General features: G+C 64.6%; 22 protein-coding genes. 13 read left to right on the top strand and 9 right to left on the bottom strand.

Translation table 11 applies throughout. From position 1 onward, the window contains the following. Nucleotides 1-183 precede the first annotated feature (183 nt). The 5 genes from M9M90_RS06855 to M9M90_RS06875 all read left to right on the top strand — a co-directional run bounded on the left by M9M90_RS06855 (nucleotide 184) and on the right by M9M90_RS06875 (nucleotide 6,617). Complete coding sequence (locus M9M90_RS06855; protein ID WP_254836419.1) at nucleotides 184-1,452, top strand: site-specific integrase; 1,269 nt, start codon at nucleotides 184-186, stop codon at nucleotides 1,450-1,452. Between the two features lie 550 nt (nucleotides 1,453-2,002). Beyond that, nucleotides 2,003-3,712, top strand: a complete 1,710-nt coding sequence (locus M9M90_RS06860) for a CheR family methyltransferase (protein WP_254836420.1) — start codon at nucleotides 2,003-2,005, stop codon at nucleotides 3,710-3,712. Beyond that, entirely contained in the window at nucleotides 3,713-5,545 is a 1,833-nt protein-coding gene (locus M9M90_RS06865; protein ID WP_254836421.1) for a PAS domain S-box protein, read from the top strand. Between the two features lie 11 nt (nucleotides 5,546-5,556). Then, nucleotides 5,557-5,913, top strand: a complete 357-nt coding sequence (locus M9M90_RS06870; RefSeq protein ID WP_254836422.1) for a response regulator — start codon at nucleotides 5,557-5,559, stop codon at nucleotides 5,911-5,913. 122 nt (nucleotides 5,914-6,035) lie between these two features. Next, nucleotides 6,036-6,617: a chemotaxis protein CheB gene (locus M9M90_RS06875; RefSeq protein ID WP_254836423.1), complete on the top strand. Its 582-nt coding sequence runs from the start codon at nucleotides 6,036-6,038 to the stop codon at nucleotides 6,615-6,617. A gap of 220 nt (nucleotides 6,618-6,837) precedes the next feature. Here M9M90_RS06875 and M9M90_RS06880 read toward each other — a convergent pair whose 3' ends face one another. Both M9M90_RS06880 and M9M90_RS06885 read right to left on the bottom strand, forming a co-directional pair. Continuing rightward, the gene (locus M9M90_RS06880; protein WP_254836424.1) at nucleotides 6,838-7,821 is read right to left on the bottom strand and encodes an NADP-dependent oxidoreductase; all 984 of its coding nucleotides are present in this window, start codon (nucleotides 7,819-7,821) and stop codon (nucleotides 6,838-6,840) included. 190 nt (nucleotides 7,822-8,011) lie between these two features. Then, complete coding sequence (locus M9M90_RS06885; protein ID WP_254836425.1) at nucleotides 8,012-8,269, bottom strand: hypothetical protein; 258 nt, start codon at nucleotides 8,267-8,269, stop codon at nucleotides 8,012-8,014. A 312-nt stretch (nucleotides 8,270-8,581) separates the two neighbouring features. Between M9M90_RS06885 and M9M90_RS06890 the strand changes: the two genes are divergently transcribed. After that, nucleotides 8,582-9,787, top strand: coding sequence for a saccharopine dehydrogenase family protein (locus M9M90_RS06890; protein ID WP_254836426.1), 1,206 nt, complete (start codon nucleotides 8,582-8,584; stop codon nucleotides 9,785-9,787). A 155-nt stretch (nucleotides 9,788-9,942) separates the two neighbouring features. Next, nucleotides 9,943-10,971, top strand: coding sequence for a carboxynorspermidine decarboxylase (locus tag M9M90_RS06895; RefSeq protein ID WP_254836427.1), 1,029 nt, complete (start codon nucleotides 9,943-9,945; stop codon nucleotides 10,969-10,971). A 413-nt stretch (nucleotides 10,972-11,384) separates the two neighbouring features. On the opposite strand, the gene M9M90_RS06900 is transcribed toward M9M90_RS06895, so the two are convergent. Then, nucleotides 11,385-12,251: an acyl-CoA thioester hydrolase/BAAT C-terminal domain-containing protein gene (locus tag M9M90_RS06900; protein ID WP_254836428.1), complete on the bottom strand. Its 867-nt coding sequence runs from the start codon at nucleotides 12,249-12,251 to the stop codon at nucleotides 11,385-11,387. 72 nt (nucleotides 12,252-12,323) lie between these two features. On the opposite strand from M9M90_RS06900, the gene M9M90_RS06905 reads away from it, so the two are divergent. Then, a complete protein-coding gene (locus M9M90_RS06905) occupies nucleotides 12,324-12,938 on the top strand; it encodes a TetR/AcrR family transcriptional regulator (RefSeq protein WP_254836429.1) in 615 nt (204 codons plus the stop codon). 518 nt (nucleotides 12,939-13,456) lie between these two features. Here M9M90_RS06905 and M9M90_RS06910 read toward each other — a convergent pair. Together M9M90_RS06910 and M9M90_RS06915 are read right to left on the bottom strand one after the other, a co-directional pair. Next, a complete protein-coding gene (locus M9M90_RS06910) occupies nucleotides 13,457-13,858 on the bottom strand; it encodes a helix-turn-helix domain-containing protein (protein ID WP_254836430.1) in 402 nt (133 codons plus the stop codon). Nucleotides 13,859-13,941: 83 nt separating this feature from the next. Beyond that, nucleotides 13,942-14,460: an RNA polymerase sigma factor gene (locus M9M90_RS06915; protein WP_254836431.1), complete on the bottom strand. Its 519-nt coding sequence runs from the start codon at nucleotides 14,458-14,460 to the stop codon at nucleotides 13,942-13,944. Between the two features lie 749 nt (nucleotides 14,461-15,209). Here M9M90_RS06915 and M9M90_RS06920 point away from each other — a divergent pair. Continuing rightward, entirely contained in the window at nucleotides 15,210-15,662 is a 453-nt protein-coding gene (locus M9M90_RS06920; protein ID WP_254836432.1) for a MucR family transcriptional regulator, read from the top strand. A gap of 123 nt (nucleotides 15,663-15,785) precedes the next feature. Here the strand turns inward: M9M90_RS06920 and M9M90_RS06925 are convergent, their stop codons facing one another. Further along, on the bottom strand, nucleotides 15,786-15,968 hold the full coding sequence (locus tag M9M90_RS06925; protein WP_254836433.1) for a hypothetical protein: 183 nt from the start codon (nucleotides 15,966-15,968) through the stop codon (nucleotides 15,786-15,788). A 471-nt stretch (nucleotides 15,969-16,439) separates the two neighbouring features. On the opposite strand from M9M90_RS06925, the gene M9M90_RS06930 reads away from it, so the two are divergent. Next, nucleotides 16,440-18,473 (top strand): ParB/RepB/Spo0J family partition protein, encoded by a 2,034-nt coding sequence (locus M9M90_RS06930; RefSeq protein WP_254836434.1) that lies wholly within the window; start codon nucleotides 16,440-16,442, stop codon nucleotides 18,471-18,473. A 166-nt stretch (nucleotides 18,474-18,639) separates the two neighbouring features. Beyond that, a complete protein-coding gene (locus tag M9M90_RS06935) occupies nucleotides 18,640-18,891 on the top strand; it encodes a hypothetical protein (protein WP_254836435.1) in 252 nt (83 codons plus the stop codon). Here M9M90_RS06935 and M9M90_RS21275 read toward each other — a convergent pair. Continuing rightward, a complete protein-coding gene (locus M9M90_RS21275) occupies nucleotides 18,888-19,295 on the bottom strand; it encodes an excalibur calcium-binding domain-containing protein (protein ID WP_371876924.1) in 408 nt (135 codons plus the stop codon). The two genes, M9M90_RS06935 and M9M90_RS21275, sit on opposite strands and share 4 nt — an antisense overlap. Nucleotides 19,296-20,250: 955 nt before the next feature. On the opposite strand from M9M90_RS21275, the gene M9M90_RS06940 reads away from it, so the two are divergent. Then, nucleotides 20,251-20,559, top strand: coding sequence for a DUF736 domain-containing protein (locus tag M9M90_RS06940; RefSeq protein ID WP_254836436.1), 309 nt, complete (start codon nucleotides 20,251-20,253; stop codon nucleotides 20,557-20,559). A gap of 68 nt (nucleotides 20,560-20,627) precedes the next feature. Continuing rightward, nucleotides 20,628-21,527, top strand: coding sequence for an ArdC family protein (locus tag M9M90_RS06945; RefSeq protein WP_254836437.1), 900 nt, complete (start codon nucleotides 20,628-20,630; stop codon nucleotides 21,525-21,527). A 168-nt stretch (nucleotides 21,528-21,695) separates the two neighbouring features. On the opposite strand, the gene M9M90_RS06950 is transcribed toward M9M90_RS06945, so the two are convergent. Next, nucleotides 21,696-21,932 carry a hypothetical protein gene (locus tag M9M90_RS06950; RefSeq protein ID WP_254836438.1) on the bottom strand — a complete coding sequence of 79 codons (237 nt, stop codon included), beginning with the start codon at nucleotides 21,930-21,932 and terminating at the stop codon, nucleotides 21,696-21,698. Beyond that, nucleotides 21,929-22,318, bottom strand: a complete 390-nt coding sequence (locus M9M90_RS06955) for a hypothetical protein (RefSeq protein ID WP_254836439.1) — start codon at nucleotides 22,316-22,318, stop codon at nucleotides 21,929-21,931. The genes M9M90_RS06950 and M9M90_RS06955 overlap by 4 nt, the downstream gene beginning before the upstream one ends. Nucleotides 22,319-22,372: the final 54 nt, after the last annotated feature.

Raw genomic sequence — 22,372 nt, forward strand, 5'->3', positions numbered from 1 at the left:
GTAGGTTAGACCTAAATTGTCCTTGCACATTTTGATGCACACTGCCTTGAAAGCGAGGCTTTTTCGCGACGATTAACGTTCAGCCAGCGCCTAGCCGACCATAACGTGTGGGTTGGTTAAATTTCACGTGAGGGTTGAGATTTTCGCGGTCAGAATCCGGCCGACGCAGGTGGCGTTGAGAGCATGGCTGACCAGAAAATCACCCTCGTGGACGGCAAGGTTCACGTCTATCGGCGAGCGAACAGCCGCTTCTGGCAGTGCGCCACATACCTGAGCGGGTACAACCACCGCGTCTCGACGAAGCACGAAAATCTGCATCTCGCCCAAGCCTTCGCTCGCGACTGGTACATGGATCTCTACGCTGAGGACCGACTTAGACGACGGGGTGCCGCGGCCGAGGCCGGCGGCGGCGAGGATGCGGTGGTCGGCGCGAAGGTGTCGCCGCCCAGTCGGGTTTCAGGGCCGACCTTCCGGCAAGCCGCCGAAGTGTTCCTCGCAGAATTCCCGGTGATGACGCTTGGCGAACGCAATGAGAAATATGTGGATGGCAAGGCGCTGCAGCTTCGGGTGCATCTGCTGCCCTTCTTTGGCGACAAGCCGATCAAACGTGTGACGGCCGGGCTCATTCAAGAGTACCGCGTCCACCGGATGACCTCCCGGCTGGACCGGGACGGCAAACCGATGCGGCCCTCAAGAAGTACGCTGCACAAGGAGATCGTCGTCCTGCGGCAGGTGTTGAAGACGGCCAATCGCAAGGGCTGGATCGAAGCGCTTCCCGACATGTCGACGCCCTACATGACATCCGGGAAAGTCACCCATCGGGCCTGGTTCTCGCCGGAGGAGTACAAGCTACTCTACGAAGCCACGCGCGCCCGCGCCAAGTCGCCGAAGAGCGAGCGCTGGCGCGGCGAATGCGAGACCTTCCACGACTATGTGCTCTTCATGGTCAACACCGGTCTGCGACCAGATGAAGCTTCGCGGCTTCAATTTCGCGACGTTTCCGTCGTGGTCGACGAGGCGACTGGCCAACGGATCCTGGAGATCGAGGTCCGCGGGAAGCGGGGCGTCGGCTATTGCAAGAGCATGACCGGCGCGGTGCTGCCGTTCCAGCGCGTGATGAAGCGTAACGCGGGACAACCCACCGATCTGGTCTTTGGCCGAGTGCAGCGGGAATTGCTCAATGCCGTGCTCGGCGAACTTGGCCTCAAACACGATCGGGATGGCGCTCTGCGCACCGCCTACAGCCTTCGGCACACCTACATCTGCATGCGACTGATGGAAGGCGCCGACATCTACCAGATCGCCAAGAACTGCCGGACCAGCGTCGAGATGATCGAGCGGTTCTACGCCGCGCATATCAAGAACCGCCTCGACGCGGCGGCGATCAACGTGCGCAAACCCAAGCCGGCCAAACGGCCGGCGCGCGAGGGCAGGGCGGCGCACGCCGCCTGACCCGCGCCTTGGAGATCGGAGCCGGGATGGCTATACAGCCGGCACGGCAATGCGGGCGTGGCGGAACTGGTAGACGCAACGGACTTAAGCCGACGATTGAGTGCGCCGGGGGAAATCCCGGATGTAGAACCGCTCAAATTCGGGGAACCCTGTCAGATGGCGATCCCGAGCCAAGCCCCATCCCGGGGAAGGTGTAGAGACTAGACGGGCGGCGCCTAAGGCTTCTCAGGCTATGGCGAAGGGATAGTCCAGACCACGAACGGCTTCTCACGACGGAGCCGGCGGCCAAAGCCGAAGTGGTACGAAAATCCGTAGGGCCGAGAGGCTCGTGCCGGTTCGACCCCGGCCGCCCGCACCATGTGTTCAACGACTGATTTCGGCTCAAGTGGGACCTTGCGGACGTCCGCTTCCAGTCGACAGCCCTTGTTAAAGATCGGGCGTTTCAGAGCAGTCTGAACGAGGTCATTGCGCTGAGAACAATACGGGCCGATTGATAGCCATGGCCAAGCCACGATCAACTTCACGCGGCCAAGCTGCGGGGGCTCGCCCGTTGGCCGCAAAGGCCCCGTCGGGCGGCGGTCGGATCGATAGCGACCCAGGACGTGTTCGCCATCTGATCGTAGGAATCGGCGCCTCGGCCGGCGGCCTCGACGCCTTCCGGTCGTTCTTTTCTGAGATGCCGACTGATAGCGGTATGGCCTTCGTGTTGGTCCAGCATCTGGACCCGGACTACAAAAGCGCCCTGGCCGAAATCATTGGCGAATGCACTGCGATGCCCGTGGTGAAGGCCACCGACGGAACCATCGCCGCTCCGAACACCGTCGCCGTCATTCCTCAAAACGCCATCCTGAAGATCGAGGGGGGCGTGTTGCGTGTCGCTCTCCCGGAGACGCCGACGGCACGGCGATTATCCATCGACACCTTTCTTGTGTCGCTGGCCGAAGATCAGGGTGAAAACGCCGTCGGGATCATCCTGTCGGGCTTTGGGAACGACGGGACGCTCGGGATCGAAGCAATTAAGGAAGGCGGAGGGCTAACGCTCAGCGAAGCCACGTTCGACCACCGCGCAAAGTTCGGCATGCCGCAGAGCGCCACCGCCGGCGGCTTCGTCGACTACGTCCTCCAGCCCCGGGAGATGCCGGCACGGCTGTTGGAGTACCGTGACTTCAAAGCCAAAAATTCGATCCAAGGCTTGGCGGAAACCGCCGAGCCAGGCCGGGTCAATCACCTGTTGAACATTTGCGCGGTGCTGAATAGCCGCCTGGGCCGCGATTTTGCGCAATACAAGTCCAGCACGCTGATGCGTCGCGTTCGTCGGCGAATGCAGGTGCTCCATATCGAGGACCCCGCGGAATATATCGCCCAGCTACGCAGTCTACCGAATGAACCTGACCTCCTGTTCCGGGAAATCCTAATCGGCGTGACCCGTTTTTTCCGCGACCCCGCCATGTTTGATGCCTTGGCCGCGACCGTCTTGCCGGATTTGATCGCCAAGGGCGGGGCCGACGAACCAATCCGCGTGTGGGTTGCCGGCTGCGCGACGGGCGAGGAGGCCTATTCCCTCGCCATCCTGTTCCGAGAAGCGCTGTCGCAAGCGGAATCCCCTCGGAAGGTCACGATCTTCGCCACCGATATTGATGATCGTGCAATCACGTTCGCCCGAGCCGGCCTCTACACCGATACAATTGAGGCGGATACCACGGCCGTCCGGCTAGAGCAGCACTTCTGCAAAGAGGGTCAACGATATCGGGTCGCTAAACACATTCGCGACATGTGTGTTTTCTCAGCCCACGATCTCATCAAAGATCCGCCCTTCTCGAGACTTGACATGGTGTCGTGTCGAAACTTGCTAATCTATTTTGAATCCCCACTGCAACAACGGGTTATGTCAACCTTCCACTATGGGCTCAAAGCCAATGGTCTACTTTGGCTCGGTCCATCTGAGACAATCGCCGCAAGTGGGCGCCTGTTTAAAGCGTTTGACAAGAGTAGCAGGATTTTCAGGCGGCTCGACGTCGCCGCAGGAATCCCGCGGCCCAGGTCAAGCAGCCGAATGATCGCGGCCTCTGCCGCCCCGCGAAGCGCTGATGCCGACAGCATCGATGCCCAAGCCACACGGATGATGGCGCAGTACGCGCCGGCCTATATCGTTTTCGACGGCCAGCACGAGATTCAGAGGTTCTCGGGACCGGTCGAGAAATTCATGCAGCCAGTAAGCGGTAGCGCCAGCCTGAACCTCTTTCGGATGCTGCACGCCTAGTTGCGGTCGCCCGTACGTAACCTCGTTCGCAAAGCCCTTGAGCAGGGACAGCCGGCCCGGGAGCTCGTCACCTTTCAGGTCGCCGGCCAAGCGCACACCATAAACCTCATCGCCGAACCGATGGCGGAGCCGGTTGGGGGGCAGCGCTGTCTACTGCTTGCGTTTCAGGAGCTGCACTCAACCGCCTCATCAGTCGTTCTCGAAAAGCCTGATCACACCATCGCTTCTGTAGATCCCGATCACGGCGAACTGCTCGCGGCGCGCGAGAAGCTTCAGACCATCACCGAGGAACTCGAGACGGCAAACGAGGAATTGCAGAGCTCCAACGAGGAGTTTCAATCCGTCAACGAGGAACTGCACTCGACGGTTGAGGAGCTTGAGACTTCGAAGGAAGAGCTGTCTTCTATCAATGAAGAGCTCCAAACCGTCAACGCTGAGCTGAATAATCGGGCGGATAGTCTTGTACGGTCCAATAGCGACCTCACCAACCTCTTCGACAGTACGTCCATCGCGACACTATTTCTCGACAACGGATCACATATTCGGAGATTTACCCCGGCGATCACCGAGATTTTCAACGTTCGTGAAGGGGATGAAGGTCGCCTCATCAGCGATTTCTCATCCCGCCTTGCCGGCTCGGCCCTGACTCAGGACATCGCCACGGTGCTGCGTGACTTGGGTTCGATCGAACGCGAAGCGGAGTCCGAGGATGGCGCCGCGACCTATCTGGTCCGTGTGAAGCCATACCGCGACCTCAACAATGTGATCGACGGCGTCGTCATCACGCTGATCGACATTTCGGAACGCAAGACGCTGGAGCGCGACCAAGCCCACCTTGCCGCCATTGTCGCTTCGTCCGAGGACGCGATCGTCAGCCACGATCTTGAGGGTACGATCACAAGCTGGAACGCCGGCGCGGAGAAGATCTACGGCTATACGGCGAGCGAAATGATCGGGCAGCCGATGTCGACCCTGCTGGATGACGTGCAGATCGACGAATGGCCGGAAAATCTGGCCCGCCTGCGGCAGGGGGAGCCGATCACCGACATCGACATCAGCCGGGTCACTAAGGGCGACCGGGTGATCTACGTCTCCCTGAACATTTCACCGATGCGCGATGCGCAAGGCGTCATCATTGGAGCCTCGGCCGTCGCGCGCGACATCGCCATGCGAAAACTCGCGGAAGAGCGGGCCAAGATGCTGATGGCCGAACTCGATCACCGGGTGAAAAACATCCTGGCCGTGGTCTCGTCAGTGGTGACCCAAACGCTCAAGGCGGGCGGGACAGTCGAGACGGCTCGGGCCGAGATCGAGGGGCGGATTCAGGCAATTTCGCGCGCGCATGCGCTCTTGACCGAACTCGGCGGCGTCGAAGGTTCCTTGCGCGAACTGGTCGCGACGGAGCTACGCCCTTATGAGCATCGCGCGAACGTCACGATGTCGGGCGACGATGTCATTCTCTCATCAAACGCCAACTTGAGCATGGCTTTGGCCGTCCACGAGTTAGCGACCAATTCCGCCAAGTATGGCTCCCTCTCGACCGAGGAGGGGCATCTCGAAGTCACCTGGTGCGTTAGGGGAACGGACGCAGAATCGGAGCTTGAGGTCATGTGGTTGGAAACCGGCGGCCCGCCTGTAGCGCCGCCCTCGCGCCGAGGCTTCGGGACAAAGCTGATCGAGCTGAGCTTGGTTCGTGGACTGAATGCTAAGGTGAACCGTGAATTCCTGGAAACAGGGGTTCGATGTGAGATTTCCGTGCCGCTCACCGACACCATTGGTCGCATTCGTCTTGTCGCTAAATCCGGAGACGCTTCAGGATTTGCAACGACGTGACGAAATTTAGAGTGCTTGTCGTCGAAGACGAGCCACTGATTGGAATGGATATCGAGGACGCAATCGAAGAGATGGGTCATGAAGTCGTCGGCCCGATCGCCGAACTCGATGAGGCTCTGGATATCGCGTCGAACGCGGCGCTGGAGTGCGCGATCCTCGATATCAACATCCGTGGCGGCCATGCCTATCCGGTGGCCGATATGCTCCGGAAACGCGGCTTGCCGATGCTGCTATTGAGTAGCTATGGCGAGCATTCCCTGCCAGAGCGACTGCACAAAGAAGCCCGCCTCCCCAAGCCCTTCACCTCCGCACAGCTCGAGAAGGAAATACGGGACTTATGCACCCGGGCCATAAGCTGCAGTCAGTAGAAGGCTGATTGAGCTACGAAATCGATGGACGCCTCGCGGGCAGTTCCTTGAAGCGAGATAATCTGTCGTAGCCATTGCGGTCGCGGCAAGGTTATCTTGCCGGTTAAGAGATGGGCTCAGCCATGGCTAAAGACTTCCCCATCGTTTGTGTAGGTGGCTCCGCTGGCGGTCTCGACGCTTACACACGCCTCCTGAAAAACTTGCCCGCCGACCTAGGCGTGGCGATCGTCATCGTAAATCACCTCCGGACCGTCGCGACGCGGTTGCACCATATTCTTCCGAACTACACGCCCATGCCGGTGGAGTTGATTTCGGACAGGCTGGTCGTCCGGCCGAATTGCGTTTTCATCATTCCGGAAAAACGTGATCTCCATGTCCTCGACGGCGAGTTTCGACTTGAGCCGATCTCAAAGCCAAGGGGTTGGCCTGACGTCATCACAGTCTTTCTGCGCTCACTGACTGAGAACTGGTCCGGCCAGCTGATCGCGGTCATCGTCTCTGGATATGATGGAGACGGGGCGGCGGCGTTGTGCGGTATAAGGGACGTTGGGGGCATCACGATCGCCCAGAAGCTCGAGACGGCTATTCAGCCTGACATGCCGCAGAGCGCCATCGCCTCCGGTTGCGTCGACTTCATTCTTTCGCCTGAAGAGATCGCACAGGAAGTAAGGCGGATAGCGGCCCGCGACCCGTCGATCCCTTAAGACCTCGCTCCACCCGACCATGGGAAAGTCACGACCGTTCCTCCACACGGTCGTCCTCCTTTCAAGGAGCCCGAGGTCCGCATACCGGGCAGAAAGAAGGGCAGGTTCTAGCGCAGTTCATAGGGCGGGCTTAGAGCCCGGTTATTGGTCGGTGGTGCGGCAAACCCGCAGCCCGGTCAACGGCCCCCCGGCGGGACGATACGGGCTCGCGTCCAGGGCGCTAATCAGAGATCTGGATCAGCATCTTGCCGAGGTTGTCGCCTTTGAAGAGACCGATCAGGCCCTCGGGCGCGCGCCCAAAACCCTGCAGGACGGTCTCCTGGTACTTGAGCTGGCCCGACTTCACCCAGCCGGTCATCTCGCGGAGGAAGTCGGCGCTCAGATGGCCGAAGTCGCTCGCGACAAACCCCTCCATGCGGATGCGGCCATAGATCAAGGCGAAGAGGTTGCGCACGCCTTCACCGCCGCCGTTGTAGGTGGAGATCATGCCGCAGACTGGGATGCGGCCGCGGACATTCATGCGTGGCAGGGCCGCGTCGAGATGGCCGCCGCCGACATTCTCGAAATAGAGATCTATGCCGTTGGGCGTGACCTGCGCCAGGCGCTCCGCGAGCGGCTCGGTTTTGTAGTTTATCACCGCGTCCAGGTTCAGTTCGTCCCGGAGCCAGGCCGCTTTCTCCGCCGAGCCGGTGGAACCGACCACATAGCAGCCCTTGATCTTGGCGATCTGCGCCGCCACCGATCCGACCGCGCCTGCGGCCGTCGAGATGAACACCTGCTCGCCGTCCTTCAGGGCGCCCGTCTCGAGCAGGCCGCCGTAGGCCGTCAGGCCAGTGCCGCCCAGGGCATGGAGATAGACGCTGAGCGACAGGTCCGGGTCAGGAGTGAGGACGGCAAGACCCTTGCCGCTGGAGACGAAGCGTTTGCGAAAGCCCGCCCCGTGACGAACGAGAGCGCCCTCCGGAAACTTGGTATTGCGCGATTGGACCACCCGTCCGATGCCGCCGCCGAGCAGGGGCCCATTGAGGGGCTGATCGGCGTCGAGCCGGGGGCGCATGTAGGGATCAACCGACATCCAGAGGGCTTCAACTAGGACCTGCCCGTCTTCGGTGTCGGCCAGCGGCGCCTCCACGAGCGCGAAGTCCGCCGGCGCGGGAACGCCGTTTGGACGGCGGACCAGGTGGATTTCTTCGGTTGTAGGCATGGACGGACCTCTTTGGTGTTGAGCTGGTCGGCTATAGCATCGCCGGATCGTTCCAGGGATGCGCCGCCCCGCGCGATGGGTTGGGGTCTTGGCGCGCCCGCGGAAGGGCCGTGTCGGCGCTCGGCGCCCGCCCGAATCTCACCGCCACCGTCCAAGGCGACCGAGGGCGTCGAGCCCAGGGGGGCTTCCCCTATACCGTCACGCGGGCTTCCTGCCGGACTACGGGTTTGTCACTGGCGCGGAAGGCCAGGGTGTACAGCACCACGCCGATATCCTTCGCCTCGATCGGCCACTCTTCACCCCGCCAGAAGGCGGGCTGTTGGAGCTGAGGAGGGGCGCTGCTGAGGCCGATGGCATGGCTGGTGACAGCATTGATATCCGGCAGGTCGAGCCCGCTGATATCGACGACGATCTTGCCGTCCGTGATATCGAAAATGTATTTCGCCATGGAGGTGCTCCAACGTCAGGCGGGAGCACTCACATCTCTCAATCGCTGACGCCCAGGGCAAAAGCCCACGATCGGTCACCCCCAGCCTGCAAGGGCAAGCTTGCATACCTGTTCCAGTCTTTCGACGCGCCCTGGTCGTGTTCAGGCGAAGCGCGATCGGCTCTGTCGTCGCCGCGACGTCATGCCTCCTCGAGGTCGTCCGCCGATGCTCCCACGGGGTGGTTCGCGGGCCGGTCGCGCGCGTGATAGGACCCCCCGTCCACGTGCAGGCGGCCATCTTGCAGAGCTTGTCAGGCGTCAGGAGAGGCACGAATGAGTAGGGTTCTGGTCATCGGAGCCGGCGGCGTGGGCTCGGTCGCGGTCCACAAGATGGCGATGGATGCGGCGGTGTTCTCCCACATCACGCTGGCGAGCCGGAGGATCGAGAAGTGCGAGGCCGTCGCCGCTTCGGTCAGGCAGCGAACCGGTGTGACCATCGCCACCGCTGAGGTCGACGCCGACGACGTCCGGGCTACTACGGCGCTCATCGCCGCGGTGCAGCCCCGGGTCGTGGTCAATCTCGCGCTGCCCTATCAGGACCTGTCCATCATGGAGGCCTGCCTCGAGGCCGGCGCGAGCTATCTCGACACGGCGAACTACGAGCCGCGCGATCAGGCCAAGTTCGAATATGGGTGGCAGTGGGCGTTCCACGAACGGTTCGAAGCGGCCGGGTTGATGGCCTTGCTCGGCTGCGGGTTCGATCCGGGGGTGACGTCGGTGTTCACCGGCCACATCCGCAAGCACCTCCTCGACCGCATTGATCGCCTGGACATCCTGGATTGCAACGGCGGCGACAACGGTCTTCCGTTCGCCACCAATTTCAATCCCGAGATCAACATCCGAGAGGTGACGGCGCCGTCGCGACACTGGGAAGATGGCGCGTGGGTGGAGGGGCCGGCGCTGGGGCGCAAGCAGGTCTTCGACTTCGAGCAGGTCGGGCCGCGCAATATCTACCTCATGTACCATGAGGAGCTCGAATCCCTTGTCAGGTACTATCCTGAAATCAAGCGCATCCGCTTCTGGATGACGTTCGGCGACTCCTACCTCAAGCACCTGGAGGTGCTCGGCAATGTCGGCCTGACCAGGATCGAGCCGATTATGTTCGAGGGCCGCCAGATCGTCCCGCTACAGTTCCTGAAGGCCTTGCTTCCCGAGCCATCGTCCCTGGGCGCGGTGACGCGCGGCAAGACCAATATCGGGGTCATCGCGTCCGGCGAGAAGAACGGCGAGCCGAAGACCTTCTATGTGCGCAACATCTGCGATCACGAGGCCGCCTATGCGGAGACCGGTTCCCAGGCCGTCAGCTACACGACGGGCGTCCCGGCCATGATCGGCGCGGCGCTGATGCTGAGCGGCCGATGGCACGGGGCCGGCGTGTTCAACATGGAACAGCTCGATCCTGATCCGTTCATGGACAGGCTCAACCAGCGCGGGCTCCCCTGGCAGGTCCAGGAACTGGCGTCCCCGCTCGACTTCTGACGGAACCGAACATGGAAACCCACGCGGCCGGCCCAGGCGCCTTCGCGAATTTTGACCTCCGCCGCGTGCCGTCGCCCTGTTTTGTGGTCGATGAGGTCATGGTGCGGCGAAACCTCGCCATCCTGAGGGATGTGGGCGATAGGGGCGAGGCCAAGGTGCTGCTCGCGCTCAAGGCCTTTTCCATGTGGTCGCTGGCCGGCCTCGTCGGGGAGCACCTCGACGGCGTCTGCGCCTCCGGCCTCTGGGAGGCGAGGCTGGCGCGAGAACACTACACGGGCGAGCTGACGACCTATTCTCCGGCGTATCGGCCCGCCGACCTGCCCGAACTGTTGCGGGTGTCCGACACGGTGATCTTCAACTCACCCGCCCAACTTGCCAGGTTCAGCGACGTCATCTCAAGAGCGCGAGATCAGGGCGAGAGGTTTCAGATCGGACTGCGTCTGAACCCTGAGCAGAGCGAGTGCGCGGTGGCCAAGTACGACCCATGCCAAGGCGGTTCCCGGCTCGGCTTTCCGGTTTCGCAGCTGCGGCCCGAACACCTGGAAGGTGTCGACGGTCTGCACATCCACGTCCTGTGCGAGCAGGGCTTCGAACCGCTCCGCCGAACCTGGGACGCGCTTAGCCCGAAGATCGCCGATGTCCTGCCGCGGCTGAAATGGCTGAACCTCGGCGGCGGCCACCACATCACGCGGGCCGACTATCACACGGACGAGCTGGTCGCGCTGCTTCGGGACATCTCGGGCCGCCACGGACTACAAGTCTATCTCGAACCCGGGGAAGCCATCGCCCTCGACGCCGGCATTCTGGTCGGCGAGATTCTCGACACCTTCGAGAATTCGCTCACCGTGGCCATCACGGATATCTCAGCGACCTGCCATATGCCCGATGTCATCGAGGCGCCCTATCGGCCCGCGATGCTGAACGAGAGCGAAGGCGGCGTCGCGGTCAGGCTCGGCGGCCCCTCCTGCTTGGCCGGAGACATCATCGGCGACTACGTGTTCCGTGCGCCGCCCGAGATCGGCGCGCGTATCGCCTTCCTGGATCAGGCGCACTACTCAATGGTCAAGACCAATACCTTCAACGGCGTTCCACTGCCGGCCATCGCGCTCTGGAACAGCGAGACCGACGCCCTAAGGTTGGTGAAGCAATTCGACTACAGCGACTTCCGCGATCGCCTCTCCTGACGGTCTCGAGCTCGGTCGCCGTTGGACCAGTTGAGAAACTCGCCAACGTTCCAATCCACCGAGCCGCGGGCCGGTCGCGCAGGCCAGGTAACTCGGATTTGGAGGGCAAGTCGGATCGTTTGGCCTGGGCGAGGCGCGTTCCCTACAGGATGCTTCTGGCGCCGTCCCCAAGTTCAGCTCGTGGCACGAAGATGAGGTTCGGTTGTCGACCCGCAGAGCGCGGCCGATGCACCACCGGACAACGAAGGTCCGCTCTCCGCCAGGTCACCAACTTCTGCAGTTGGCGCCAGGCGGCCATTGAAGGGCTTGAGGGCTTCAGCTCCCGAAAGCCGACGTGGCGAACTGCCGATGCGGGTGGCGAGCGGACATTGCGTCCCACGTCATGATAGCTGCACGAGAAATGTGCTTCCACGTTAGACGGAGAGTCTGTCATCCGACTGCAAGCGGCGGACGATCACATCCCAAGCGACTGCACCCAGTTCGCGGTCAGCGGCGGGAGCGCCGCCCCAGGCGCGTTCGGCAGGTGCTGCGAGTTGGGTTTCACCAGGGAATGCGGGACTATGACCGGCGTCGGGATGCTCAACGAGCGTGGCGGATCGTCCATGCTGTTCTAGGCGCTCTATGATCCTGCGCGCTGCGGTGTCGGAGGGCCAAAGAGCGTCGGCCTTGCCCGCTACCAGGATGATCTCGGCTTGGATTTGCTCCACCGGAATCGATGCGGCTGGCACATCTTCCTCAAAGGTCCTCAGGCTGAGTTCGTACATAGGCCGAAAGACAGGATTCTGCGTGCCGAACGGCGGCCAGACGCGAGGATCCCAGACGACGAACGGAAGGGGTGAGCCGCCCCAGGTAAAGGACGAGCGGGGCGGCCAGGCCGAGCCGTCCTGTCCCGGCCCATTATTCTGCCAGACCACGGCCGAGGGACTGATCGCGATCACGTGGTCGACTCGGGGGTCTCGCGCAGCCGCCAGCAGGGCCGCCGTTGCTCCAAACGATGTGCCGAGGATAGCGATGCGGTCGCAACCTTCAGCTTGCAGGAGGTCAACGCCGCGCACGAAGGTTTCCAGCGGCACGAGATTGATACCTGGCGGCTGATCTTCGCCGCCCCACCAACGCAGAGCGAGAGAGGTCGCGCCGAGACTCGCGAAGCGTTTGGCTCGCTCCGCATCCACCCGGCCGCTTGAGCCTGTGAGAACCATCACTCCCAGACCATTGGACGTATCCGGACGGATCAACGCGCCTTGTACATCGCCGCTCGGTAGGTGTTCGGTGGAGGTCATTCCCAGAAGCTCCGCTCTCGTTCCAATAAAATATGCGCTGTGCATAAAATGCATGATGTGTACTTTTGAGCAATGGACGGAATCGTTTCCGAAAAGGCGGTGCGCCGCCGGCGAGGCGCTAAGCGCGAGAGGACGCGCGCAGCACTCATTGCCGCTGCTGGCGATTTGATCCGAGATCAGGGGTACGAGGCGGCCACGCTAGAGGCGATTGCCGCAAAAGCCGGAATGACCCGTGGTGCGATCTACGGCAACTTCGCCAATCGCGACGATCTGTTTGCTGAGGTAGTGCTCGACCGTTGGAGTCCAGTGATGCCAGAGCATGTGCCCGAGACCAGCTTTCTCGAACACATGCGGCGACTGGGGCGTGCCTACGCATCTGCCGCGCGAGCGCGCGCGCCGGTGGCCGCGCATTCGGCGTCATTCCAGCTGCAGGTTCGCCGTCACGAGGCCCTCCGGCGGCGACTTGCAATCCAAGGCCGGGAGATTGTCGAGAATACTGCCAAGGAGTTGTTGAGGCTCTATCCGGGGGAGGAATTGCCGATGCCAGCGACGCCTCTGATCAAGGCGCTGTCTGCCTTAGGTGAAGGGCTCATGGCCGCCTACTTTGCCGATCCCGAGGAATATCCAGAAGACGTTTTCGTTGCGGCGTTTGAGGCTTTTGCAATCCGGAAAAGCGGCCGTTCCTGATTGTGCCGCTGCCGCTGCCGCTGAGCTGAGCCATCAAGAGCGGGCCAGTGCGCGATCGCGGCGGCCGACACCCAGGTGAGCGAAGCGAGGCACGCCAGGGCTATTTCCGCTCGCCACAGTCGCCAGACACCGACAGGCGGTAAGCCGAGAGGGTTTGGGGGAGGCGTCACTACCGTTCCTTCGACTGCCAAGCTGCGCAAGGTTACATCAAAGCCGACCTAGCCGGACGCGGCAATGGAGTGGAAGGAAGCGTCTGGTCTCGGATCAGGAACGGGTCACCAGGCCTGAACGGAGCGTCGGCGAGCGTCCGGCATGCGGCTATTCGCCAAGGTCGGCCCGCCGACTTTTCTGGCTCGATGCTTGCTGAAGCAACCCAGGTTCAAAGCTAAGCGTGAGCCCTGGTGCGCGCGTCGGCCAGAGCTCCGGCGGGGGCCCGCCCTGATGTTCAGCAACAAGGTCTGGTAGCGACGGCGTCTCAGCCGACATCCCCCTCTCGCACTAACGCTTTAGATCGTCGCCTAGGAATGGCCCTCAGGAGCCTGGGCGGCGGCCATCGAGAGGGCGAGGTCTACGATCGCGCGCCGGAGCCTGGGCGAGAGGCTCATGAAGGCCTTGGCGAGTTCTGGGCCCCCGGCCTGGCTCAGGAACTCCGAGTCCAACGGGACGGCGTCGCCCCCATCTCCGGACGGCAGCAGATCTGCCGGCCTGCAGCCCAGGTGCGCGGCGATCCGCGACATCATCGAGGCCGAGACCCGGTTGGCGCCGCGCTCGTACTTCTGGACCTGCTGGAAGCTGACGCCGATCGCCTCGGCCAGGGCCGACTGGCTGGAGCCGATGGAATTGCGCCGCGCGCGGATCTGCATCCCGACCTGGATATCTATGGGGTCGGGGCCGGTCGCGGTCTTCTTGGATGGAGCCACGTGAATCGCCTCTGTCGTGGAGCGGCTCCGTCAAATGCGGCGCCTCCTTGCGAAGACGCAACCCGATGCATCCTAGCCGAGCCCTAGGCGTCCCCGGTCAACTCCACCGCGCAGTGGGCGAGCGCCCTCGACATCCGCCACTCCACCGTCTTGACCGAGAGCCCCAGGCCCTTGGCGATCTGAAGGTAGCTGAGACCGGTGAAGCGGTTGAGGACGAAGACGTCGCGATAGGTCTGCGGCATCGAGAGGATGATCTGCTTGAGGAGAACGAGCTCGGCCTGGTCGGGAGGGATCGCGATCTCCGGGCCGTCCTCAACCACCTCCAGTCGAAACGGCAGGCCGCCGCGCGCCCGGTCTCGGCGATGGTCGGAGACGGCGAGGTTGTGCGCCACCCGTCCCAGCAGGGCCGTGGGATGGGCGATCACCTGGCCCTCGTAGCGCTGCAGGCGCAGATAGGTCTCCTGGACGAGGTCGTCGGCCTTGTCCGGGCCGAACCTCCTGCTCAGGGTGGCCCTCAGCCATCCGGCGTACCGGCGGTAGAGCGCGCCGATATCCATGCGTCCCGCGGCTGCTGCGCCGCGTGCTGGTTGGTCCCGGGTCATCGCGTTCTCCCTCTCCGGGAGACGCGGAATCCTCACGCGACGGCAAGCACCGGCCCGGCGCGCCGTTGATCGCGGGGTGATCGAAGGAGATCGCGGCGTCTCCAGGGACACCAACGGACTTCATCACTGCCGAGGGGATTCCACGCCCCTGCCGACGGTGCGCCGTCGGCAGTCGGAGGCTGAATCAACCGGCGGGAAAATGCAACCCTCGGCTGAGAAATGAAGGGGGCGGATGTTGGAATCTCAGCAGTGTGAGCCCGCCTATTCGACCGGGTCGCCGCCGAGCCGCCGAAGCGCCTCCCCTGGCTCTTGACCGGGCTGTATTACGCGGCATCCGCCACCGCCTTGATAGGCGGCGACATTGGAGACCACAAGGCTGGGGGAATCCGTCAAACCCCCAATAGACAAGAGCCCGGCCTTGCTGTGGCAAGGTCGGGCTCTTTGGATCGGTGAGTGAGCCCGTGGGGACCTAGCCTACCCGCCGAAGAGCGATCTCTACAGACCGCTGCAGCCGCCAAAACCTCTGACGGCCGTTTCATCGAACTAACTCCGCAGCGCGCGACAAGTTCCGACAGTCACACCCCCCGTGACTCGGTCAATCGGCGGAGCATCATTGCCGCCCATTGCGGATGATCAGCTCCCTGGACCATTCAGCCCCACCCGAGACTTCGCACGGCGTCCAGTCACGTCGCCTTGCCAACACAGTCTGAAATTTCTATCGATGCGGCACATTCACGCGGAGAGATCTTGTGGCTGACCACAACAATAACCTTCGCGAACTCGTGGCTGATGTCGCCGCGGCCTATTTCTCCAATACACACGTGGTCGCCGCCGATATTCCCAACGTCATCTCGCAGATCGCCTCGAGCCTGCAGGCCGTGCGCGCCGACGTTGAACCCTCACGCCAGCCGGCCGAGGCCCCGGCCGAGCCCCAGCCCAAGCTCACGCCGGCCCAGATCCGCAAGTCGATCACCCCGGAGGCTCTGCTGAGTTTCGAGGACGGCCGCGGTTACAAGACACTGCGCCGCCATCTGTCGGTGAAGGGCCTGACGCCGGAGCAGTACCGCGAGAAGTGGGGCCTCCCCCGGGACTACCCGATGGTCTCGCCGAGCTACAGCGCGGCGCGCTCGCAGATGGCCAAGTCGATCGGTCTCGGCCGCAAAGTCGCGTCGGCCGCCAAGCGCGGTCGCGCCAAGGGCTGAGTGCCCCGGTAGCCTCTCGTCCTTTGACGCAGACCGGCGGCCTTCGCTGAAACGTCCGCCAAGCCTTCGCCGACAGATCGCCAGCCTGGCCGCGCCCGCAAGTGGAGTAGGGATGCCGGCAGGCTAGTTCGTGGACTCCGGCGCGCTCTCAGCTGAGGAGGTCGACTGGGTCCGGCCATCCCGGAACAGATAGTACGGCGCGTGGCCGGCGCCGATCACCACGGCCGTGGGCCCGTCCGGCTCGCCATGGCGGAAGGGGATGACGACGCTGCCCGGCGGTGGCGTCGGCGCCTGCTCGGTGTTCATGACCTCCGTCCGGTCTCGACGTCCCTCGCCTCGACTTTCGGCCAATCCCGGAAATTGGCAAGACGGCGCCAACCAGAGGTTTCGAAAGCGCCCGGCGGTCGCGCTCGGTCCCGCCGCGTGCCGCGGCTCCCTCGGGCGCGCCCGAAGAGGCGGCCTTGGGCCGCCGCCGGCCGCTCGACGGCGCCGCCCGCCGCGCGGATCGCGCGGCTCCTGTGCAGCCTTCATGTCTCTTGGCCGCCGCGGAACGCGGCGGCGTGGCTTAGGGCGTCCCGCCCTCGGCGCGCTTCGGAGCGCCTTCCGCCCAGCTTCGGGCCCCTTGTCATGGGAGCAGGACCGGCAGGGCGCGCAAAGGGGCCCTGCCAGCCGGGTCCCCGCGAAGGCGCCGCCTCCGCTTGCACACCCGGTCTCGCCGACGGGCAGGGCTGCAGGCGCGCATTGCGCCTGACAGCCAGGCCCAAAAGGAGGCAAGACATGAACGCCCACACCAGGTTCGACGCGGCCGCGCGCGCGGCGGCGCAGACCGCGACCGAGATCGCCAGCGGCGCGGAGATCGACATCCCGCTGGACCGGCTCAAGGCCTCGCCGCGCAATGCGCGCAAGGTCCCCCACACGTCCGAGGCCATTGAGGCGCTCGCCGCCAGCATCGCCGCCAAGCGGATGCTGCAAAAGCCGGTGGTGGAGCCCGAGCGCGACGCCGAGGGCGCTATGACCGGCTATTGGCTGGTCACTATCGGCGAGGGGCGGCGTCAGGCGCTCAAGCTGCTCGCCAAGCGCAAGGTCATCAAGAAGAGCTATCCGGTCAGCTGCATGATCGAGGTCGACCTCGATGCCCAGGAGATCAGCCTGGATGAGAACATCACCCGCTCGGCCATGCATCCCGCCGATCAGTTCGAGGCCTTCCGCGATCAAGCCGAGCGGAGGGGCCTGGGCGCCGAGGAGATCGCCGCCCGGTTCGGGGTCAGCGCCCATGTGGTGCGCCAGCGCCTGCGGCTGGGGGCGGTGAGCCCCAGGCTGCTGGCCATCTACCGCGAAGACGGCCTGACCCTAGACCAGTTGATGGCCTTCGCGGTCAGCGAGGACCACGTGCGCCAGGAGCAGGTCTTCGAATGCCTCTCCTACAACCGCTCGGCTCACTTCATTCGCTCGGCGATGACGGAGACCAAGGTGGAGGCTCGCGACCGGCGCGCCCGGTTCGTGGGGCTCGAGGCCTATGCGCAGGCGGGCGGGACGATCCTTCGCGACCTCTTCACCGAGGATGGCGGCGGCTGGCTGGAGGATGTGGGTCTGCTCGACCGGCTGGTCGCCGAGAAGCTCGCCGGTCTCGCCATCGACATCCGCAACCACGAGGGATGGAAATGGGCGGAAGGGCACCTGGACTATCCCCACGCCCACGGCTTCTCCCGCGTCTACGCCTACGCCGTCGCACGCTCCGACGAAGACAAGGCGCGGCTCGCCGCGCTCTCCGAAGAGTACGACGCCCTGGTCGACCAATTGGACAGCGTCGAGGAGCTTCCGCCCGAGATCGAGGCGCGCTTCGCCGAGATCGACGCGGCCTTGAAGGCGGCGGGCGACAGCTTCGCCTACGACCCTGACGATCTGGCGCGCGGCGGGGTGTTCGTGGTCCTGGGACATGACGGAGCGCCCCGCATCGAGCGCGGTCTCATCCGGCCCGAGGATCAGGCGCGGCAGCCGGAAGACGAGGCCGCAGAGGTGGAGCACGGCCGGGACGGTGAAGGCGATGAAGCCGACAACGGCGGCGGCGGTGCGGCGGACTCGGACCGGGAGGACGACGAACCCGCCGAGGATGCGGGCGCTCCCCTCCCTGATCGCCTTGTCCAGGACCTGACGGCGCACAAGACCTGCGCCCTGCGGGTGGTGCTGGGCGAGCATCCGACCCTGGCGCTGAGCGCGGTCACTCATGCCCTGGCGCTCGGCGCCTTCTACCCGCCCTATGAGCGGGCGAGCTGCCTGGAGATCAAGGCGACCTCGGCCCCGCTTTCGGGGCATGCGCCGGGGGTTGAGGACAGCCCGGCGGGGTTGGCGCTCGCCGCGCGCCACACCGCCTGGGGCCAGCGGATTCCGCGCGACGTCGCAGCCCTGTGGTCGTTCGTGGAGACGCTGGACGGGGATGAGCTGCTGGCGCTCCTGGCCCATTGCGCGGCCTTGAGCCTCAACGCTGTCCGCAGCCCCTTCGACCGCAGGCCGATGGCGCTCGCCCAGGCCGAGGCCCTGGCCCATGCAGCGGGGCTCGACATGACCGCCTATTGGCGGGCCAACGCCACGAGCTATCTGAGCCGCGTCACCAAGGCGCGGATCGTGGCGGCGGTCGCTGAAGGCGTTTCGGTGGAAGCGGCCCAGCGCCTGGAGGGCTTGAAGAAGCCCGAGATGGTCGCCGCCGCCGAAGAGGCGCTCGCCGGGACGGGGTGGCTGCCGCCTCTGCTGCGGACAGAGCCCGCGTCCAGCGGCGCTGGTGATAAAGGGTCGTGGCCCCCGGCGACGGAATAAACGGCGCGTAGGCGGTCGCCTTTACATCCCAAAGTCCCTTCGCCCGCGCGTCCGCCCGCGCGGGCGAATTGCTGTCTGCCCTGCGTCTTGCGTCATCAACTCACTGTGCGTGGCGAGCGACAAGATTGGAGCGCCATATATCGGTCGGACAAGGAGCTCGGCTACGATGACGGCTCACCAGACCTGGGACGCAATTCCCGACAATCGCATCGCCGTTATTCCGGTCGAAGGCGGCTGGAGTATCCGCACCGCGCTTTCGGGCGCGCCGCTGATGTTCCTGTCGGGCGCGAAGGCGGAGGCCGAAGCCAAGGCGCTCGGCAAACGGTTCGCCGACGCCGGCCAGGACGCCCAGGTCCTGATCCACGACCGAGCACAGACCCTCGTGGCGACATTCAGATACTTCGGCGCCGAGGCCTAGCGCCCCCGGTAGGGCTCGCAAGCCACGCCATCATTGTCGCGGTCGAGATGAGGGCCATAGCCGGGCTCGCCGCGACGAATGGGCGCCGCCCCCGCTGCACGCGCGGCTGTGCAATTGGCGTAGGCGCCGCCAACAGGCCGAGAACTGAAGCCGAGGGGCTGAGACGAAGACGGCCGGGACGGCGCCTGCGCGCCGGATGCTGCGCCTCGCGCCCGGTGGCAATGGTAATCCCCGGTCTTGCGATTGTTGTGGCAGCCCTCGGCGTTGAGGCCGCCGCCGTGAGCTGTGGCGAGCGATGGCGCGGATAGGCCAGCGACGAGCGCCAGGAGTAGCAGCGTCTCTCGCCCCCAAGGACGAAATGAGGGCCTAGCGCCTAGCTCCACAAGACCACAATCCGAGTTCATATCCGAGCCCACCGGCGCAGGCTTGCATCCTGGGGTGGCCGAGGAAAGGGTGTTCGCCTCTCGCAATGCGGCCCTCGTATTCTGGAACCTCGCCTGACGCTGGCTCAAAGGGGATCGCGCCAGACCTTCGGGTGGCTGGCCACGCCCGGTGTCTTCACGATCAAGGCCAACGGACTAGCGTCCCCGCCGCGCTTCCAGGGCGCAGGTGATCGAACTCGCCACATCGATCTCCGGGCCCGGATCTGCGAGGTCGGCGTCCAGGAACACGATCTCCGCCTCCGGGCTCCAGAGAACGGTGTCGAAGGCTTCCTGGCGCTCGGGAGCGGCGGCCGGCCGAACATATGGATGAGCAGACTGTCCATGCCCTCTCCGAGCGCCCAGGCCCAGCGCGGGTGGCTTGGAGCGGCCCGCTGGCTGATCAGGGCAGCCATCTCGAAGTGCAGGACGGTGTGGACGCCGTTGAGATCGCGGCGGCTAAACGCGAAGAGGCCGGGCGCGCGCGCGAAACCTCCGTCCCGGTGCCCGAGCGCGATGAACGGCACGCCGGAGATGAAGATGTCGGGCATTGGTCGGGACCTCAAGCGAACCGGAACATAGGCAGAACATTTGACGTCTGTGGAGTCTGAAACTCTTGGACCGGCGACATCGGTCTGCTGTGAGGCGGGCTCGGTCGCCAGAGGTGATCTTCGATCCTGAGCTGATCGCCGCCGCCGCGCGGCCTCTCCTGGCCTGACCCCTCGCAGGGGTGCGGGCTTGCGCCCCGCCCGTCCTCCGCAACGCCGGCCAGCGGCGTCTTTCCCCTGGCCTTCGGCCATTCCATCGCGAGGCAAAGACCCCTGGTCCGGCGTCCTCCGCTCACGCTGCGGGCTGAAAGCTGCGGGTCCGACCGCCCCTGCGTCCTGATCGCCATCGAGGCCGCGGCAGGCGCGGCCGAGCAGCAACAGGAGACTTCCCCATGGCCACCATCGGCGCCTTTCACAAGCAGGCCGACGGCTCCTACGCCGGGTCGATCAAGACCCTCACCCTCAACGTCAAGTCCGCGGTGATCCGTCCCAGCGAGAAGTCCAACGACCAGGCTCCCGACTTCCGCATCTTCTACGCCGCCGTCGAGTTCGGGGCCGCCTGGAGCAAGAAGAGCCGCGAGGAGCGCGACTACCTCTCGGTCAAGCTCGACGACCCGAGCTTCCCGGCCCCGATCTACGCCTCCCTGGTCGAGGCCGAGGACGGCTACAGCCTGATCTGGTCGCGCCGCAACGGCGACTGAGCCCGCCAAGCGCCCCGCCGCCGGCGGGGCCCCTCTCTCCCGAAAATCCAAAAGCACAGGAGGCGGCCATGTCGCGCCCCACCGCCGAAACACGTCCCGATCTCTACGCCCGCGTCACCGACGCCATCCTCGCCGACCTCGAACGCGGGGTCCGCCCTTGGACCAAACCCTGGTCCGCCGAGCACCTGGCCGGCGCCGTCAGCCGGCCGCTGCGTCACAACCTGCAGCCCTACAGCGGGATCAATGTCCTGCTGCTCTGGGCGCAGGCCTGCGCCAGCGGGTACTCCGCCCCGATCTGGATGACCTTTCGCCAAGCCCTTGAGCTGGGTGGCCATGTCCGGAAGGGCGAGCACGGATCGACGGTGGTCTACGCCAACCAGATTGTCCGGTCGGAGGCCGATGAGAACGGCCAGGATGTCGAGCGTCAGATCCCGTTCCTCAAGGCCTATACGGTGTTCAATGTCGACCAGGTGGAGGGCCTGCCCGAGCCCTTCTACGCCACGGTGGCGTCGGCGTTGCTGCCGGCCCGCCGCATCGAAGCGGCCGAAGCCTTCTTCTCAAGCCTCAAGGCCGACATCCGCCATGGCGGCGGTCAGGCCTACTATATGATCGGCGAGGACCGGGTGCAGATGCCGCTCTTCGAGAGCTTCGTGGATCCGCAGAGCTACTATGCGACGCTCGCCCATGAATGCACCCATTGGACGCGGCATCCCTCCCGGCTGGACCGTGACCTCGGCCGCAAGCGCTGGAGCGACGCGGGCTATGCCCGCGAGGAGCTGGTGGCCGAACTCGGCGCAGCCTTCGTTTGCGCCGACCTGGGGCTGGAGCTTAGCCCCCGTGAGGACCATGCGGCCTATCTGGCGGGCTGGCTACAGGTCCTGAAGGCCGACAAGCGGGCGATCTTCAGCGCCGCGTCGCACGCGCAGAAGGCGGCGGATTATCTGGTCGGGCTGCAGCCTCACAGCTAGGCGAGCAAGCCCCGGGCGGTTTCGAGGACGTCCAGGGCTCTCGAGCGCCAATCGCGGCGCAGCGGAGAGTGGGCTCGTCCGCTCTACAAGAGAATCCGGCGCGAGGACGGCGGTCCAGCGATAACAACCCGCGCACGAACGGCAGGCGTCCGTCTCGCAGGGGTCGCGTCAGTCCAGCTGCTTCAATAGCGCTTGGCAGCGAGCCTTGAGCTCGCCGGGCGGCGGCCGTGTCGCAAGCCACGCTCCGAAGGCCGTCATGGCGGCCTCATGCGCCTTCGACCAGCCCCCAAGGCGGGCCAGGTCCGTATAGACAGAGCGGGCCCGGCCGCGCGGATCAGGCGCGCTCGCTAAGGTGCGGGTCATGGCCTTGGCCTTCGCGATGGCGGCGGTGTGTTCTGCGTTCATGGGGATTTTGATGCTCCGGGCCGGCGGGTCGCCTTCGCCAAGCCCAGAGCCGCTAGACCAGCCACGCCCAGACCGAGCGCGAGCACGGCGCGGGGCCGGTGTCGCGGCCGAACGGCGAAACGATGGAATAGACCCTCCTCCGCGGCCCACCAGGCCCCGGAGGCTTTGTGGAAACCGTGTCGTTCAAAAGCCTTGGCCGAGGTCCTCCCGAGGTCGGCGGCGTCGGAGGCGCTGCGGCGGCTGGCGATCACCTCCACGCGGGGCGGGACGCTCTTGGGATCGGCGGTGATGGCCCAGGTCTCGCGCACCAGACTGTAGCCCAGCCCGAGCGGCCGGTGAACCTGGATGGACGGGCGGTGGTTCAGGAACCGGTCGATATGCGGCATGAACCGCGGTCTCCTTGGCTTTTCGCTGTGGTTATTGCTATCGCCTCGACCCGC

The sequence above is a fragment of the Phenylobacterium sp. LH3H17 genome (genome assembly GCF_024298925.1).
Taxonomy (GTDB): Bacteria; Pseudomonadota; Alphaproteobacteria; order Caulobacterales; family Caulobacteraceae; genus Phenylobacterium.

Excerpts from the sequence above, each read along its gene's own strand:
- M9M90_RS06900 (WP_254836428.1), bottom strand. The coding sequence starts at position 12,251 with ATGACCTCCACCGAACACCTACCGAGCGGCGATGTACAAGGCGCGTTG.
- M9M90_RS06925 (WP_254836433.1), bottom strand. The coding sequence starts at position 15,968 with ATGAACACCGAGCAGGCGCCGACGCCACCGCCGGGCAGCGTCGTCATC.
- M9M90_RS06890 (WP_254836426.1), top strand. The coding sequence starts at position 8,582 with ATGAGTAGGGTTCTGGTCATCGGAGCCGGCGGCGTGGGCTCGGTCGCG.
- M9M90_RS06930 (WP_254836434.1), top strand. The coding sequence starts at position 16,440 with ATGAACGCCCACACCAGGTTCGACGCGGCCGCGCGCGCGGCGGCGCAG.
- M9M90_RS06955 (WP_254836439.1), bottom strand. The coding sequence starts at position 22,318 with ATGCCGCATATCGACCGGTTCCTGAACCACCGCCCGTCCATCCAGGTT.
- M9M90_RS06885 (WP_254836425.1), bottom strand. The coding sequence starts at position 8,269 with ATGGCGAAATACATTTTCGATATCACGGACGGCAAGATCGTCGTCGAT.
- M9M90_RS06945 (WP_254836437.1), top strand. The coding sequence starts at position 20,628 with ATGTCGCGCCCCACCGCCGAAACACGTCCCGATCTCTACGCCCGCGTC.
- M9M90_RS06880 (WP_254836424.1), bottom strand. The coding sequence starts at position 7,821 with ATGCCTACAACCGAAGAAATCCACCTGGTCCGCCGTCCAAACGGCGTT.
- M9M90_RS06950 (WP_254836438.1), bottom strand. The coding sequence starts at position 21,932 with ATGAACGCAGAACACACCGCCGCCATCGCGAAGGCCAAGGCCATGACC.
- M9M90_RS06905 (WP_254836429.1), top strand. The coding sequence starts at position 12,324 with ATGGACGGAATCGTTTCCGAAAAGGCGGTGCGCCGCCGGCGAGGCGCT.
- M9M90_RS06935 (WP_254836435.1), top strand. The coding sequence starts at position 18,640 with ATGACGGCTCACCAGACCTGGGACGCAATTCCCGACAATCGCATCGCC.
- M9M90_RS06915 (WP_254836431.1), bottom strand. The coding sequence starts at position 14,460 with ATGACCCGGGACCAACCAGCACGCGGCGCAGCAGCCGCGGGACGCATG.
- M9M90_RS06940 (WP_254836436.1), top strand. The coding sequence starts at position 20,251 with ATGGCCACCATCGGCGCCTTTCACAAGCAGGCCGACGGCTCCTACGCC.
- M9M90_RS21275 (WP_371876924.1), bottom strand. The coding sequence starts at position 19,295 with ATGAACTCGGATTGTGGTCTTGTGGAGCTAGGCGCTAGGCCCTCATTT.
- M9M90_RS06875 (WP_254836423.1), top strand. The coding sequence starts at position 6,036 with ATGGCTAAAGACTTCCCCATCGTTTGTGTAGGTGGCTCCGCTGGCGGT.
- M9M90_RS06855 (WP_254836419.1), top strand. The coding sequence starts at position 184 with ATGGCTGACCAGAAAATCACCCTCGTGGACGGCAAGGTTCACGTCTAT.